This window comes from Micromonospora cathayae (assembly GCF_028993575.1).
Lineage (GTDB): Bacteria > Actinomycetota > Actinomycetes > Mycobacteriales > Micromonosporaceae > Micromonospora > Micromonospora cathayae.
Genome location: NZ_CP118615.1, coordinates 1217837 through 1231996, shown reverse-complemented (window position 1 = coordinate 1231996; position 14160 = coordinate 1217837). Strand labels below are relative to the sequence as shown.

At 72.1% G+C, this 14160-nt stretch carries 15 protein-coding genes; 4 read left to right on the top strand and 11 right to left on the bottom strand.

The annotated features are described in order from the left end of the window. Positions 1 to 25 precede the first annotated feature (25 nt). Complete coding sequence (locus tag PVK37_RS05695) at positions 26 to 730, bottom strand: TetR/AcrR family transcriptional regulator (protein WP_275032684.1); 705 nt, start codon at positions 728 to 730, stop codon at positions 26 to 28. A 55-nt stretch (positions 731 to 785) separates the two neighbouring features. On the opposite strand from PVK37_RS05695, the gene PVK37_RS05690 reads away from it, so the two are divergent. The 3 genes from PVK37_RS05690 to PVK37_RS05680 are packed head-to-tail and all read left to right on the top strand — an operon-like array spanning position 786 to position 2403. Then, entirely contained in the window at positions 786 to 1079 is a 294-nt protein-coding gene (locus tag PVK37_RS05690) for a hypothetical protein (protein ID WP_275032683.1), read from the top strand. Next, positions 1079 to 2014, top strand: a complete 936-nt coding sequence (locus PVK37_RS05685) for a class I SAM-dependent methyltransferase (protein ID WP_275032682.1) — start codon at positions 1079 to 1081, stop codon at positions 2012 to 2014. Before PVK37_RS05690 ends, PVK37_RS05685 begins: the two co-directional genes overlap by 1 nt. Next, entirely contained in the window at positions 2011 to 2403 is a 393-nt protein-coding gene (locus tag PVK37_RS05680; RefSeq protein WP_275032681.1) for a hypothetical protein, read from the top strand. The genes PVK37_RS05685 and PVK37_RS05680 overlap by 4 nt, the downstream gene beginning before the upstream one ends. 54 nt (positions 2404 to 2457) lie before the next feature. Here the strand turns inward: PVK37_RS05680 and PVK37_RS05675 are convergent, their stop codons facing one another. From PVK37_RS05675 to PVK37_RS05645, 7 genes are all read right to left on the bottom strand, one after another. Further along, the gene (locus PVK37_RS05675; protein ID WP_275032680.1) at positions 2458 to 4098 is read right to left on the bottom strand and encodes a sodium/solute symporter; all 1641 of its coding nucleotides are present in this window, start codon (positions 4096 to 4098) and stop codon (positions 2458 to 2460) included. A 3-nt stretch (positions 4099 to 4101) separates the two neighbouring features. Continuing rightward, positions 4102 to 4509 (bottom strand): DUF485 domain-containing protein, encoded by a 408-nt coding sequence (locus PVK37_RS05670; protein WP_275032679.1) that lies wholly within the window; start codon positions 4507 to 4509, stop codon positions 4102 to 4104. 104 nt (positions 4510 to 4613) lie between these two features. Beyond that, the gene (locus PVK37_RS05665; RefSeq protein ID WP_275032678.1) at positions 4614 to 6692 is read right to left on the bottom strand and encodes a carboxypeptidase regulatory-like domain-containing protein; all 2079 of its coding nucleotides are present in this window, start codon (positions 6690 to 6692) and stop codon (positions 4614 to 4616) included. Between the two features lie 153 nt (positions 6693 to 6845). Continuing rightward, positions 6846 to 7604: a LytR/AlgR family response regulator transcription factor gene (locus PVK37_RS05660; RefSeq protein WP_275032677.1), complete on the bottom strand. Its 759-nt coding sequence runs from the start codon at positions 7602 to 7604 to the stop codon at positions 6846 to 6848. Continuing rightward, positions 7601 to 8842: a sensor histidine kinase gene (locus tag PVK37_RS05655; protein WP_275032676.1), complete on the bottom strand. Its 1242-nt coding sequence runs from the start codon at positions 8840 to 8842 to the stop codon at positions 7601 to 7603. Before PVK37_RS05655 ends, PVK37_RS05660 begins: the two co-directional genes overlap by 4 nt. Positions 8843 to 8954: 112 nt before the next feature. Continuing rightward, positions 8955 to 10466 carry a sugar transferase gene (locus PVK37_RS05650; RefSeq protein WP_275034974.1) on the bottom strand — a complete coding sequence of 504 codons (1512 nt, stop codon included), beginning with the start codon at positions 10464 to 10466 and terminating at the stop codon, positions 8955 to 8957. 321 nt (positions 10467 to 10787) lie between these two features. After that, positions 10788 to 11648, bottom strand: a complete 861-nt coding sequence (locus PVK37_RS05645) for an Fpg/Nei family DNA glycosylase (protein ID WP_275032675.1) — start codon at positions 11646 to 11648, stop codon at positions 10788 to 10790. An 80-nt stretch (positions 11649 to 11728) separates the two neighbouring features. Here PVK37_RS05645 and PVK37_RS05640 point away from each other — a divergent pair, with 80 nt between their 5' ends. Beyond that, positions 11729 to 12892 carry a glycosyltransferase family 4 protein gene (locus PVK37_RS05640; RefSeq protein ID WP_275032674.1) on the top strand — a complete coding sequence of 388 codons (1164 nt, stop codon included), beginning with the start codon at positions 11729 to 11731 and terminating at the stop codon, positions 12890 to 12892. A 471-nt stretch (positions 12893 to 13363) separates the two neighbouring features. On the opposite strand, the gene PVK37_RS05635 is transcribed toward PVK37_RS05640, so the two are convergent. From PVK37_RS05635 to PVK37_RS05625, 3 genes are read right to left on the bottom strand one after another with little or no spacing between them, the layout of a single operon-like run. Then, positions 13364 to 13660 (bottom strand): hypothetical protein, encoded by a 297-nt coding sequence (locus PVK37_RS05635; protein ID WP_275032673.1) that lies wholly within the window; start codon positions 13658 to 13660, stop codon positions 13364 to 13366. After that, positions 13657 to 13809 carry a hypothetical protein gene (locus tag PVK37_RS05630; RefSeq protein WP_275032672.1) on the bottom strand — a complete coding sequence of 51 codons (153 nt, stop codon included), beginning with the start codon at positions 13807 to 13809 and terminating at the stop codon, positions 13657 to 13659. The genes PVK37_RS05635 and PVK37_RS05630 overlap by 4 nt, the downstream gene beginning before the upstream one ends. Then, positions 13806 to 14039: a hypothetical protein gene (locus PVK37_RS05625; RefSeq protein ID WP_275032671.1), complete on the bottom strand. Its 234-nt coding sequence runs from the start codon at positions 14037 to 14039 to the stop codon at positions 13806 to 13808. The genes PVK37_RS05630 and PVK37_RS05625 overlap by 4 nt, the downstream gene beginning before the upstream one ends. Positions 14040 to 14160 lie beyond the last annotated feature (121 nt).

The following is a 14160-nucleotide window of genomic DNA, read 5'->3' as shown; positions in this document are numbered from 1 at the left end:
CGCGACCGCCATCCGTCTCTCCTGCTCAGGGACGAGGTTGGCCGTCCTCCCAGGGGTCGGGTGTGGCGAGGGGCCGGGCCGGCCCGCTGGTCGGCCCGGCGAGGGTGGCGCCGCTGACGGTGTCCACGTACCACCGCTGGTACTGCTCCGGGGACCATCGGCGTTGCCGGACGAGCCAGTCGAAGTTGCGGACGTCCTGGGCCAACCAGAGGATGTCCGCCACCTGTTCGACGTCCAGGTCGGGGCGGAGGGCTCCGGTGCCGACGAGTTCCGCGGCGAACATGGCCATTCCCCGGCGGCGCTCGTCGACGTTCTTCCGCCAGATCTCGGCGGCGTCCGGATCGGCGGTGGCCGCCGCGGCCAACGCGAGCATCACCTGGGCCTGCCGGGTGTTCACCTCGACCAGGTGGCGGGCGTAGCGGGTGAGCTTGGCGCGGGGGTCGGCGAGGGCGCGGATCTCGGAGACGAAGGGCCGGTCCGGCAGGGCCACCGGTTCGTCGTCGCCGGCCAGCGTGACGTCGACCAGTCGGGAGAGCAGCTGCCGCTTGCTGCCGAAGATCGCGTACAGCGTCTGGACCGCGACGCCGGCTTCTGCCGCGACGGCGGTCAGTGGCGTCGCCGCGTAGCCGGGGTCGACGAACAGCCGGGCCGCCGCATCGAGGATCGCCCGCCGGGTCTGTCGGGACTGCTCCTGCCGCCGGGACGAGTCATAGCGTCGCTTGACAACCACTGCCGCAGTGTAGTGCTCTATTGGATAGATGTTGTCTCTATCGAAAGGGGCGGTCATGCCGTTCGGTGTGCTGCAGGAGATGCCCGGCGTCAGCGAGGCGGAGTACCGGCTGGTGGAGCGGCACCTCGGACCGGACCGGCCCCCGGGGCTCGTCGCCCATGTCGCCGGCCCGACGGAGGGCGGCTGGCGGATCGTCAACATCTGGCAGGACGAGGCCGCGTTCCGTCGGTTCCAGTCCGAACGGCTGGTCCGGGCTGCCGGCCTGGCGGCCCAGGAGGACGGCTTCGACCCGACGAAGGCGGCCCGCTTCCGATCGATGAGCGTCGACGGCACCGAGATGCCGTTCTGATGGCCGACGCCGCCACCCTGCGGTCCCGCACCGCCACCTTCTGGGCACAGGCGGCAGCCGGCTGGATCCGCCACGCCGACCGGCAGGACGAGATCGGTCGACCGCTGGGTGTGCCGGCCATCGATCAGATCGCCGCCCGGCCCGGCGAACGGATCCTCGACGTGGGCTGCGGCTGCGGCGGCACCACCGCCGAACTCGCGGTCGCGGTCGGCGGGACCGGCGCGGTGGTCGGCATCGACCTCGCCGAGGCGATGGTGACCGCCGCCCGGCAACGGTTCCCCACCGACCGGTACCCGGGTATCGGGTTCCACGCGGGCGACATCGAGACCCTCGGGGTCGTGCCGGGGGCGCCGTTCGACGCGGCGTACTCGCGGATGACCCTGATGCTGTTGGCGGATCCGGTAGCCGGCTGCACCACGGTCCAGCGGTCCCTGCGCCCGGGAGGGCGCCTGGCCGCGACGGTCTTCCGTGACGGCAGCGTCAACCCGTGGCTGTTCGCGGCGATGCTCGGCGCGGCACCGCACCTCGGGCCGTTGCCACCCCTTCCGGTGGGTGACGAGCCCGGTCCGTTCTCCTTCGCCGACCCGGCGCGGCTCGCCCGGGTCCTCACCGCCGCCGGCCTGTCCGCCGTCACGATCACGCCGTGTGACGTCACCATGGACGCTCCGGACGACGCCGACGCGGTCGCCGAATGGCTCATCGAGGTCGGCCCCGCCGGCGCCGCGTACCGGGCGGCTCCGCCGGCCGGGCAGGCTGCGGCCCGGTCGGGGGCGGTCCGGCTGCTCGACCGGTTCCGGGAACCCGGCGTCGGTTACCGACTGCCCGCCGGCCTCTGGCTCGTCACCGCGGTCGCCGCCGGGGCGGACCGGCCATCCGCTGCGGCCGGTCCGCCGGCCACCCACCACCGACAACCACGTCAGGACGAGAAGCGATGAGAATCCGTTCGCTCGCGTTGCCCCTGAGTCTGGTGTTCGCCCTGGCGGCGTGCACCGACGCCGACACACCCGAGTCCTCCCGAGTGGCAGGCCCGGGTAGCCCCGACGCCGCGTCCAGCGCGGCCGGACCCGCTCCGACCGGCGGCTCGACACCCGTGTCGGCGAAGGAGGTCTGTGCCTACCTGGACGGCCAGTTGCCGACGCTGCGGGGGATCGGTTCCGAGGTGGGCACGATGGCCAACCTCACCGTGAACCTCTATTCCTGGTACGAGAAGCAGGGCGCCGTGCCGACCGGCCGCCAGATCGACGACCAGACCCGGCAGGAATGCCCGGCGACCCGGACCGAGGTGCTCGACCTGGCCGGTATGCAGAGCTTCGAAACGCTGTAGCTGCCACTACCGGCGACTCTGTTGCTATCACTACCGGCAACTCTGTAGCTGCCGCTACAGGCGCAGCGACTCGGGGGTGTGCAGGCGGAGCATGGTGGTGGCGACGTCGGACGGGGCCCGGCGGCGGGAGGCCATCGACACGGCCACCATCACCGTGAAGGCCAGCGGCACCGTCCAGGCGGCCGGCTGGGCGATCAGCGTGGCCGGCCAGCCGGTCAGCGGCGGCCCGAGCACGGTGACCAGCACGGCGGCGACGGCCGCGCCGCCGCCGGTGAGGATGCCGGCCGCCGCGCCCACGTCGGTCAGGCCGCGCCACCAGATGCCGAGCACCAGCAGCGGGCAGAAACTGGACGCGGCCACCGCGAACGCCAGCCCGACCACCTGCGACACGTCCAGGCCGGAGACGTTGAGCGCGAGCACCGCCGGCACCGCCCCGGCGATCAGCGTCGCCAGCCGGAAGCCGCGTACCGAGCCCTGCCCGAGCACGTCGGTGGAGATCACCCCGGCCACGCTGGTGAGCAGCCCGGACGAGGTGGACAGGAACGCGGCGAACGCCCCGGCGGCGACCAGCGCGGCGAGCAGCCGGCCGGTCGTCCCGGCCCCGAGCGCGGCCTCCGGCAGCAGCACCACCACCGCGTCGGTCTCCCCGCTGACCAGCAGTTGCGGGGTGTAGATCCGGCCGAGCACGCCGTACAGGGTGGGCAGCAGGTAGAACGCGCCGACCAGGGCCAGCACCACCAGCGTGGTCCGGCGGGCCGCCGCGCCGTCCGGGTTGGTGTAGAAGCGCACCAGCACGTGCGGCAGCCCCATGGTGCCGAGGAACGTCGCCAGGATCAGCGAGTACGTGCCGAACAGCCCTCGGTCGTCGTCCCCGGCGGTGCTGGGCAGCAGCCAGTCGGCGGCGTCGGTGGCGACCCCGGACACCGCCGGCACCGGGTCACCGGCGGCGAAGGTCAGTTCCTCGCCGGGGCGTACCTCCCGGATGGTCCCGTCGGCGAGGGTGAGGGTCGCCGGATGCTCGACCACGACGGTGGTCGCGGTCCGGAACGCGGGCCCGTCGGGCGGGGTCACCGCCGGCCGGTCGTCGGCCTGCCACTGCAACACCAGGAAGATCACCGGTACGGCCAGCGCGGTCAGCTTCAGCCAGTACTGGAACGCCTGCACGAAGGTGATCGCCCGCATCCCGCCGAACGCCACGTTCGCGGTGACCACCACCGCCACCACCAGCGCCCCGACCGGGTACGGCGAGCCGGTCAGCGTGGTCAGGGTCAGCCCGGCGCCCTGCAACTGCGGCACCAGGTACAGCCAGCCGATGAAGATCACGAAGACGGTGGCGAGCGCCCGCAGCCGGCGCGAGTGCAGCCGCAGCTCGCAGAAGTCCGGCAGGGTGAACGCCCCGGACCGGCGCAGCGGGGCGGCCACGAACAACAGCAGCGCCAGGTAGCCGGCGGCGAAGCCGACCGGGTACCAGAGCACGTCCACGCCGTACTTGAGGATCAGGCCGGCGATGCCGAGGAAGGACGCCGCCGACAGGTACTCCCCGCCGATCGCGGCGGCGTTCCAGGTCGGGCTGACCGTCCGGGAGGCGACCAGGAAGTCGGAGGTGGTCCGGGCCACCCGCAGCCCGTAGAAGCCGATCGCCAGGGTGGCCAGGGTGATCACCACGATCGCCGGCACCACGTACCCGTTGCCCACCGCTCAGCGCTCCGGCCGTTGGACCAGGTCGGTGAAGTCCTGCTCGTTGCGTTCGGCCAGCCGCACGTACGTCCAGCCCACCGCGACCAGGAACGGGAAGGCGGCCACCCCGAGCAGCAGCCAGGGCAGGTTCACCCCGACCACGGTGACCCGGCCGACCGCCGGGGCGATCGCGAACAGCCAGGGCAACCCGCCGAGCCCGATCAGCACCACGGCGGTGAGCCGTAACGCGAGCGCGAGCTGTGCCCGGACCAGCCCCCGGACCAGCGCCTCGCCGACCCGGGTCTGTTCGGTCAGTTCGCTGCGGGTCCGTTCGGCACCCCGCCGGGCCACCTCGGCCAGCACGATCCGGGTCCGCTGGGGCGGGGTCGGCTGCCGGGGTAGGGGTACGGGGTCGGTGGGCGCGGCCACTGACGCAGTCTCACCGCCCGTCACGGAATGTCAAGTGCGGGAAGCCTCCGGACCCGTTGTGCACAACTTGTGGACAACGGGTCCGGAGGCTGTGGATAACTCGGTCAGCTTGTGGAAATCGTCAGGTCGACGGTGAGCGTTCCGCTGGCCGGTACGGTGAACCGGGCCACCCGCGGCACCCCGTCCGCGTCCGGCAGCTTGTACGTGCCGGAGTACTGCCGGCCGCCCAGGAAGGCGCTGTAGGTGAAGTAGATCCGCTGCCGGCCCAGCACGGTCATGGTGTGCCGGCCGTTCTCGATCGCGCTCCGCCCCACGATGTCGCCGGTCTCGGCGTTGTGCGCGGCGACGTAGCCTTCCGTGAACGGCGTTCCGGTCGGATCGGTGACGGCACCGCCGACCGTGCTTCCGGTCCGGATCGCCAGGTCGTACGGGGTGGTGTTGCCGACGGTCACCGGCACCGGCGTGGCGGTGTACCGGCTGACCGTGTTCCCCGACCACTGGTGCGGGTACGGGTGCCCGCTGAACACCACCGGCCAGGCGTACGGCCCGAGCCGCTCCAGGGTGTAGCGGCCCTGCGCGTCGGTGGTCGCGTCGTCCGTGCCGAGCCACGGGTGTCCGGTGAGCACCGAGACGTCCACGTACGCGGCCGGCGCGCCGGTCACCGCGTCGGTGACCACGCCGCTGATCTTCCCGGCCCGGTCCAGCCGCACCTGCGGTCCGGCGACCACGGTGCCGGCGGTGGCGGTGACCGGTACGGCCTGCCGCTCGTCACCGGTGCCGCCGTCCGCCCCGACCCACTGCCGCCCGTAGGTGGTGCTCCGGGGGAACGCGAACAGCTTGTAGGTGCCGGTGGCCAGCGGACCGATGGTCATCCGGCCGGCGCTGTCGGTGCACTCCCCGAACCCCTCGGGAAGCCGGGCCTGCTTGGGCAGCATCGCCGCGACACAGACCCTCGACACCGGGGCACCGGTCTGCGCGTCCACCACGGTGGTGGTGATCACCGCGCCGGGACGCATCTTCGGCGTGAGCTGGGTGGTCCGGTCCGCCACCACCCGCACGTCGGTCAGCTCCCGCTGGAAGTACCGGCCGTTCGTGGTGTAGAGCACGATGTCGTGCCGACCCTCGGGCAGCCCGGTCACCAGGACGGTGCCGGTGCCGTTGCTGCACTCGCCGTGGGCACAGAAGTCGGCGACCGGAGCGCCGGTGACCGAGTCGACCGCGGAGATCCGCACCGACCCGGTACCCAGCATGCGCTCGACGACCGTGGTCGTCTGCCCGCCCGACACGGTCACCACGTCGGCTTCCTCGTGGGTGAGCTTGCCCCAGTGGAACTGCTGCCGCTCACCCACGTAGAAGGCGATCTTGTACGAGCCGGCGAGCAGTGCCGGCACGGAGAACACACCGTTCGCGTCGGTGCTGGCGTCCACCCCGCCGTACATGTTGGCGGTGTTGACCGCCACGTGCGCGTCGGCGACCGGGGACCCGTCGGCGCTGGTCAGCGTCCCGGTCATGGTCCCGGTGGGGAGCACGGTCTCGTCCACGACGAGCTGCGCCCCGGCGGTGACCCGGTACCGGCCCGCGTCGACGGGGTCGAGCTTGCCGGGAACGTACTGGGTCTGCCAGAGCCCCTCGATGGGCTGGAAGCTGAGGTGGTAGGTACCGGCCCGCGCGGCCATCCGGTAGACGCCGTTGGGATCGGTCCGGGTCGCCGTCCGGTCGTACGTGTCCACGTCGACCGCCTCGACCAGCAGGTCGTACACCGGCTGGCCGGCCGCGTCCCGGATCTGGCCGGTGATGGTGCCGGTGGCGAAGAGCTGGTCGTCGGCGGTGACGGTGCCACCGGCGGTGACGGTCACCGGGTCGGCTTCCCAGGGCTTCGACTTCTGCCGGTAGTACTGCTCCGGGGCGTCCAGCGGGTGGAAACCGACGGCGTACGTGCCGGCGGCGAGATCGGGCACGCTCCAGTCACCGTTGCTGTCGGTGCTGGTCTGCCCGACGCCGAAGTAGCTTTCCGTCTCGTAGACGATGACCGCCACGTCGGCGGCCCCGGCACCGGTGCTGGTGGTCAGCCGGCCGCTGACCGTTCCGGTCTCGGCCGCCTGCGCGGGGATCGCCCCGGGCGCGAGGAGCGACGCGACGACGACGCCCACCAGGGCGACGCGACGCGGTAGGGACAGTCGCATGTGTGTCCTGACGTGAGGGTGGTGGGGCGTCAAGGCAGCACGACGCCGCACCGACCCCGCGCCCCGTACCGGATCGGCACCGGAAGCATAGGTGTTCGACGATCTGTGCCGACTCCCCTTTTCGGCCGCTTCACCAGGCAGGACAGCGGGTTGTCAGCGGTTCCAGTCCTGTTTGGCCGCCCGGACCAGCTTGTCCTTCAGCTCCCGGGTGTGCCGGCGGCTGACCGGCAACTCAGCTGAGTCGACCACCACCACGTACCCGGAGTTGACCAGGCGCAGCTCGGCGATCAGCCGCAACTGCACCAGGTACGACCGGTGGATCCGGACGAAACCGGCGTCGGCCCAGCGTTCGGCCAGCGTCGCCAACGGCACCCGGACCAGGTGCGACCCGTCGGCGGTGTGCAGCCGGGCGTAGTCGCCCTGCGCCTCCACCCACCGCACCGCCGAACGGGGCAGCATCCGGGTCGTGCCGGCCAGCTCGACCGGAATCGTCGGGTCCTCCTCCGTCCGGGCCGCGGCGGCCGGATGGTTCGGCACCACCCGGGACCCGATCACCCGCCGCAACGACTCGGCCAGCCGCTCGGCCCGCACCGGCTTGCGTACGTAGTCGGTGGCCCCCAGGTCGAACGCGTCCACCGCCCCGTCGTCGTAGGCGGTGACGAAGACGATCGCCGGAGGGCGGGCGAACCGGCGCAGTACCCGGGCCAGCTCCATCCCGTCCAACCCCGGCATCCGGATGTCCAGGAAGACCACGTCCACGTCGTCGTCGCGGAGCACCCGCAGCGCCTCGGTGGCGTCCCCGGCCGTGTGCAGCCGGGCCACCCGGGGATCGGCCCGCAGGTGGTACGCCAGCTCGTCCAGCGCGGGCGGCTCGTCGTCGACCGCCAGCACCCGCAGAAAGGCGCTTGTCACGAGCCGGCCCGTACGCCGGGATGGAACTTCGGGATCCGCATGCTGACCTTCGTACCCGTTCCGGGCCCGGTCTCCACGACCAGGCCGAACCGGTCCCCGAACGCCGACCGGAGCCGCTCGTCGACGTTGGAGAGCCCGACGTGCTGGCCCGGATCGTCCCCCGGACCGCCGGAGAACCCCATGCTGCCCGATTCGGCCAGCTCGGCGATGCCGGCGGTCAGTGTCGCCGGATCCATTCCCACCCCGTCGTCCTCCACCGTGATGTGGCACTCGGCACCCGCGTCCCGGGCCTCGATGCTCACCATGCCGGTCCCCGGCTTGCGGGACAACCCGTGCCGGACGGCGTTCTCCACCAGCGGTTGCAGGCACAGGAACGGCAACGTCACCGGCAGCACCTCCGGGGCGATCTGGAGCCGCACCTGGAGCCGTTCCCCGAACCGGGCCCGCTCGATGGTCAGGTACCGGTCGATCGAGCGCAGTTCCTCCGCGAGGGTGGTGAACTCGCCGTGCGCCCGGAACGAGTACCGGGTGAACTCGGCGAACTCCAGGATCAGCTCCCGGGCCCGTTCCGGGTCGGTCCGGACGAACGAGGCGATCGCGGTCAGCGCGTTGTAGATGAAGTGCGGGCTGATCTGGGCGCGCAACGCGCGCACCTCGGCACGGGCCAGCCGCTCCCGGGAGGAGTCCAGCTCGGCCAGCGCGAGCTGGTCACCGGCCCAGTCGGCGGTCACCAGGGTGGCCTGCACCAGCCCCGGGGCGGGGGCGGCGTCGGCGACCGCGAGCAGCGCGCCGACCACCCGGCCGTCCGGGCCGCTCAGCGGGGCGACGACCGCACCGCGTACCGGGCAGTCGACCCGGTCGCAGCGCAGCTCCGACTCGCCGAGCACGGTGGACCGGCCGGCGGCCACCGCCCGCTGCGCCGCTGCCCGCAACTGCGCCGCGTGGTGGCCGCCCCGACCGTCCAGGGCGAGCAGGTCGTCCCGGTCCGCCAGGGCCAGCCCGGCCGCGCCCACCAGGGCCCGCAGGTGACGTACCGCCTTGCCGGCGCTGACCGCGGTCAGTCCGGCGCGGAGCGGCTCGGCGGCCAGCCCGGCGGTGTGCAGCACCTCGTAGGTGGCCCGCTGCCCGGCGGTGGCGATGCCGCGACGGGCGCGCAGCCGGCCCACCCCGAGCACCGCCACCACCAGCGCGGAGACCAGGGCGACGACGGCGAGCGCCGCGGAGAGGTTGCCGCTCACGCTCAGATCATGACCCGTTCCGGGCGGTGCGCCAAGGTGGCACCGTCGGGCAGCGCCGCCGGGCGGCTGCGGTGCGCTGAACGGTCGGTACGCACCGCATCGCGCCGGACGGTCAGTACGCGCCCTTGCGGGCCAGCACCACCCCGACGGTGCGCCACAGGATGCTCAGGTCGTACGCCAGCGACCAGTTGTCGACGTAGTAGAGGTCCAGCCGGACCGCCTCGTCCCAGGACAGGTCGGACCGCCCGGAGACCTGCCACAACCCGGTCATCCCCGGCCGGACCAGCAGCCGACGACGTACGTCGCCCAGGAAGTCACCGTCGTCGGCGGGCAGCGGACGCGGCCCGACCAGCGACATCTCCCCCCAGAGCACGTTGATCAACTGGGGCAGCTCGTCCATCGACGAGGCCCGCAGGAACCGGCCGACCGGGAAGACCCGCGGGTCCTCCTTCATCTTGAACAGCATGCCGTCGGTCTCGTTCTGGTCGGTGAGACTGGCGAGCCGCTCCTCCGCGTCCACGTACATGGTGCGGAACTTCCAGACCCGGAAGGTCCGCCCCTCGTGCCCCACCCGGGGCTGCCGGAAGAACACCGGACCCGGGTCGGAGATCCGGATCGCCACCGCGATGGCCAGGAACGCCGGCACCAGCACCAACAGGCCCAGCCCGGCCGCCACCCGGTCCATCAGGTTCTTCATCAGCAGCGCCGGCCCGGACAGGGTCGGCTCCTCGACGTGCAGCAGCGGCAGACCCTCGATCGGGCGGATGTGCACCCGGGGGCCGGCGATGTCGGTGAGCTGCGGCGCGACCACCAGGTCCACCCCGGAACCCTCCAACTGCCAGGCCAGCCGGCGCAGCTCGCCCGGCTCGGCGCTGGCCGAACCGCAGACCGCGATGGTGTCCCCGCCGACCTCCCGGACCAGGGCGAGCACGTCCCGGCCGGCGTACACCGGCACCGGGGTCTCGATGCCCCGCGCGGCGGCGTACCCGTCGGTGATGTGGATCGCCACCGGCACCAGCCCGGCCGCCGGGTTACGGGTGACCGCCGAGTACACCTCCAGGCACTCCGGCAGCGTGCCCACCAGCACCATCCGGTGCCCGGCGTGCCCGGACCGCCGCCGTACCCCGTGCAGGAACGACCGGCCCACCATCCGGACGAACAGGATCAGCACGGCCGCGCCGAGCAGCGCGGTGCCCACCGTGTACCGGGACAGGTCCGTCTTGGTGGCGAAGGCCAGGAACGACACGCTGGCCGCCACGGTGACCGCCGCCCGGATGACCCGTTTGAACTCCTCCGGCCCGAGCCCCAGGTAGCGCCGGTCGTACGCCCGGTTGCTCCACAGGGTGACCACCCAGCCGAGCGGGAGCAGCACGAACGACACGGTGTGGAACCAGGTCGCGTCGTTCTCGGCCTCGGTGAAGCCGGAGGCGGCCTGGTCGAAGAGCTGGATGGCGATCCAGCTCGCCAGGGCCGCCGCGCCGAAGTCCAGCAGCAGCAGGACCAGGGTGTAGGGACGGTGCCACCGGGAGACCCGGCGGCTGGCTCTCGCCCATGCCGACCGGGGTACGCCGTTGTGCGACGGCGGTGTCGGCGGCTGGATCTCGAAGCTGTCGACGTGCCGCACGAGTTTGCTCCGGCCTTCGTTGGTCACCGGGCGCTGGAGGCTTGTCGTCACCTCAACCTATGTCCTCCCGCATGACACGCGCCGCTCACGTTGTGAGAAGCGTATGTCGCCCACCGTTACCAGTCTCCCACGCGAGCCCCGACACCGACGTCCACCCCTGCGAGGATGACACCGGTGTTGCGGCTGGGATCCGGCCGGCTCCGATCAGCGGAAGCCGGGGACCGAGCCACTATACCGATGGAACGGGCCAGGGGTAGAGCCGCGCAGCCGGTGGTTCTGACCCGGCTGGGCGATTCCGCTGAGTAGTCATGATCCGGTTACTCAGCGTACAAGTCGGGACAGCCGTCGGTCGGCCAGCGGCTTGCCGCCCGTCTGGCAGCGCGGGCAGTACTGGAGGCTCGAATCGGCGAACGAGACCTGCCGGATCGTGTCGCCACAGACCGGGCAGGGCAACCCGGTCCGGGCGTGCACCGCCAGACCGGACCGCTTCTCCGCCTTCAGTTCCGCCGCCCGCTGCCCCACCGACCGGGTCACCGCGTCACCGAGCACCCGTCGGGTCGCCTCGTACAGGGTGGCGAGCTGCGCGTCGGTCAGCTTGTCGGTCAGCGCGAACGGCGACAGCTTCGCCGCGTGCAGGATCTCGTCCGAGTACGCGTTGCCGACCCCGGCCAGGATCTGCTGGTCGGTCAGCACCCCCTTGACCTGGCCCCGGCGACTACGCAGCCGCTCGGTGAAGGCCGCCAGGTCGACGGCGAGCACGTCCGGGCCGAGCCGGGCCACCCCGGGCACCTGCTGCGGATCGGTCACCAGGTACGCGGCCAGGCTCTTCTGGGTGCCCGCCTCGGTCAGGTCGAAGCCGGACCCGTCGTCCAGCCGGACCCGCACCGCGATCGGCCCCTTGCCGGGGCGCAGCGGCGCGGCCGACGGGAACGACTCCCGGTAGTGCAGCCAGCCGGCGCGGGCCAGGTGCACCACCAGGTGCAGGTCACCGTCGAACACCAGGTCCAGGAACTTGCCGTACCGGCCGGCGCCGGTCACCGCCCGCCCGGCCACCGCGCTGGCCGGCGGATCGTACGTCTTCAGGGCACTGATCGCGGCGATCTCCAGCCGCTCCACCCGCCGGCCGGCCGCCCGCCGACGCAGGTGATCGGCGAGCGCTTCCACCTCGGGTAGCTCGGGCACGACTCAACGGTAGCCTTCATACCCGTGAGTGTGAGGAATGAGCTTGCGAGTCCCGCAATCGCGAACGAAAGGCAAGCTCAGTGAGAATCGTGGTGGCGCACAACCGGTACCGCCAGGCCCAGCCGTCCGGCGAGAACACCATCGTCGACGCGGAGATCGCCCAGCTCAGCGCGGCCGGGGTGGAGGTGCTGCCGTTCATCCGCAGCTCCGACGAGATCCCCACGATGCCGAAGACGGCCAAGGCGCTGCTGCCGATCTCCCCGATCTACGCACCCCGCGCCCAGCAGGACCTCAGCCGGCTGCTCACCGAGCACAAACCGGACGCCCTGCACCTGCACAACCCGTACCCGTTGCTCTCGCCCTGGGTGGTGCGGACCGCGCACCGGCACGGCGTGCCGGTGGTGCAGACGGTGCACAACTACCGGCAGGTCTGCTCCTCCGGGGTCTACTTCCGCGACGGCGCGATCTGCCAGGACTGCAAGGGCAGGGCACTCGGCGTACCGGCGATCAGGAACCGCTGCTACCGGGGCTCCACGGTGCAGAGCGCCCTGATGGCGACCACCCTGGCCGTGCACCGCCCCACCTGGCGCTCGGTGGACCGGTTCATCGCGCTCACCTCGCAGATCGCCACCCACCTGCGCGAGTACGGCATCCCCGCCGACCGGATCGTCGTCAAGCCCAATGGCATCCCCGACCCCGGCCGGCCGGCCCCGCTCGGCGAGGGCTTCTTCTACCTGGGCCGGCTCTCCCCGGAGAAGGGCCTCGGCCTGCTGCTGGACGCCTGGCGGCGGCACCCGGACGGCTCCCTCGGCCCGCTGCGCATCGCCGGGGACGGCGAACTGCGCCACCTCGCCGAGGCCGCTGCCGCCGAACGCGCCGACGTGACGTACCTCGGCTCCCTGGACCGCGACGGGGTGCGGCAGACCATGGCGGCCAGCGCGGTGGTGATCGCCGCCTCCCTCTGGCACGACGTCCTGCCGACCGTGGTGATCGAGGCGATGGCGAGCGGACGGCCGGTGCTCGGCACCGACCTGGGCGGCATCCCGTACCTGGTCGGCATGGACGACCCGGCCGGCCCGGTCGGCTGGGTGGTGCCCGCCGACCCGGCGGCCATGGCCGCCGCCCTCCCGACGGCAGCCGCCGGTGCAGCCGCCCTGTCCGCCCCCGCCCGGCTCCGCTACGAACGCACCTTCCACCCCGACGTGGTCACCAAACGCCTCATCGACGTGTACGCCTCCCTCTGACCCGCCCCGCCCCCGGTTCTAGGAGTTGATCATGAAGTTGTTGTCCCGGACACCGCGTGTCGCGCGCAACAACTTCATGGTCAACTTGGTGAGCGTGCTGGTCGCGCTGGCCGCCGGCTTGGCGCTGGGGGCGGTCGACCGGACCAGTCGAGTCGATGCGGAAGGACGACGGTGCCTGCGGTCGGGCCGTTCAGTGCGGCGAGGGTCTCGGCCACGACTACGTATGGCCTGCGGTCACCGTAGGGAACGTAATCCGGGGGTGGCTGGGCTGCTGTCTTACGCCGGCTGATGTTGGTGGCCCGACTGAGCTCCGGACGTAGTGCCTGGCGGATCGTCTCCCGGCTGTGCCCGGTGACCCGTTGCAGATCCACCGGCCGCCACCCGTCCGGGCGGCCCGAGCAACTTGAGATGCGGCATCTTGGGTGATCCTTTCGGCCGGAGACGCCAAGATGCCGCACATCGCGTCCGCCTTCAAGGCCGTTTCTGGCGGTTCACGGGCCAGAGCGGAGAGGCCGTAGCCCGGGGCCGCCGGGGAGCGGGTGCAGGGGCGGCCAGTTTCCGTAGGCCGGTGGGTTGGACGAAGATCTGTCGGCGGGCGGTGGCGTCGCCTGCGTCGTTGGTCTGGTAGCCGTCGAGCCAGAGCCAGCCGTCGAAGGTGGGTCGGTCGAGGACCCGGATCAGGCGGAACATGATCGGGGTTCGGAACTGGACGCTGGCGGCGGTGGTGACGTGGATCAGGTCACCGGCCCGCAGGCGTCGGTCGGTCATGGCCGGTACCGGTACCAGGCGGTGAGCCGGGTCCGGGCGACCTGCACGGCCGAACACCAACCGCTGCGGGTGCAGTGCGTACACGTGTGATGCCGGTGGAACTCCAGCGTGTACCAGGCGAGCTGGATCAGGTACGGCGTCCGCCTCACCCGCATGACCACAGCCCGGCCCGGAACTCACCCGCGAGGGTCAACAGCGGCCGGTGCGGCAGGTACGTCACCTGGGCGACCCCGATCGCCAGGTGGTACGCGCCCCGCTGCCCGGGATAGATCGTCGCGGGGCCGAGCTGGTCGAGCAGGTGCCCGCGACGGTGACGGCGGCGCTTGACCGGCCAGAACCGGGTGAACGGCCAGAACCGGGTGAACGGCCAGAACCTCATGACTCCTCCTGACGGCAGGTTTACCTACGCCTACAGAAGGTAGTCCAACCTAGGCTTCCTGACTAGCCCGCCCTGCCTGCATAGCCTATGCAACCTGTACAGCCCGCATCGCGCGTTCAGC

Excerpts from the sequence above, each read along its gene's own strand:
- PVK37_RS05680 (WP_275032681.1), top strand. The coding sequence starts at position 2,011 with ATGAGAATCCGTTCGCTCGCGTTGCCCCTGAGTCTGGTGTTCGCCCTG.
- PVK37_RS05665 (WP_275032678.1), bottom strand. The coding sequence starts at position 6,692 with ATGCGACTGTCCCTACCGCGTCGCGTCGCCCTGGTGGGCGTCGTCGTC.
- PVK37_RS05690 (WP_275032683.1), top strand. The coding sequence starts at position 786 with ATGCCGTTCGGTGTGCTGCAGGAGATGCCCGGCGTCAGCGAGGCGGAG.
- PVK37_RS05635 (WP_275032673.1), bottom strand. The coding sequence starts at position 13,660 with ATGACCGACCGACGCCTGCGGGCCGGTGACCTGATCCACGTCACCACC.
- PVK37_RS05625 (WP_275032671.1), bottom strand. The coding sequence starts at position 14,039 with ATGAGGTTCTGGCCGTTCACCCGGTTCTGGCCGTTCACCCGGTTCTGG.
- PVK37_RS05685 (WP_275032682.1), top strand. The coding sequence starts at position 1,079 with ATGGCCGACGCCGCCACCCTGCGGTCCCGCACCGCCACCTTCTGGGCA.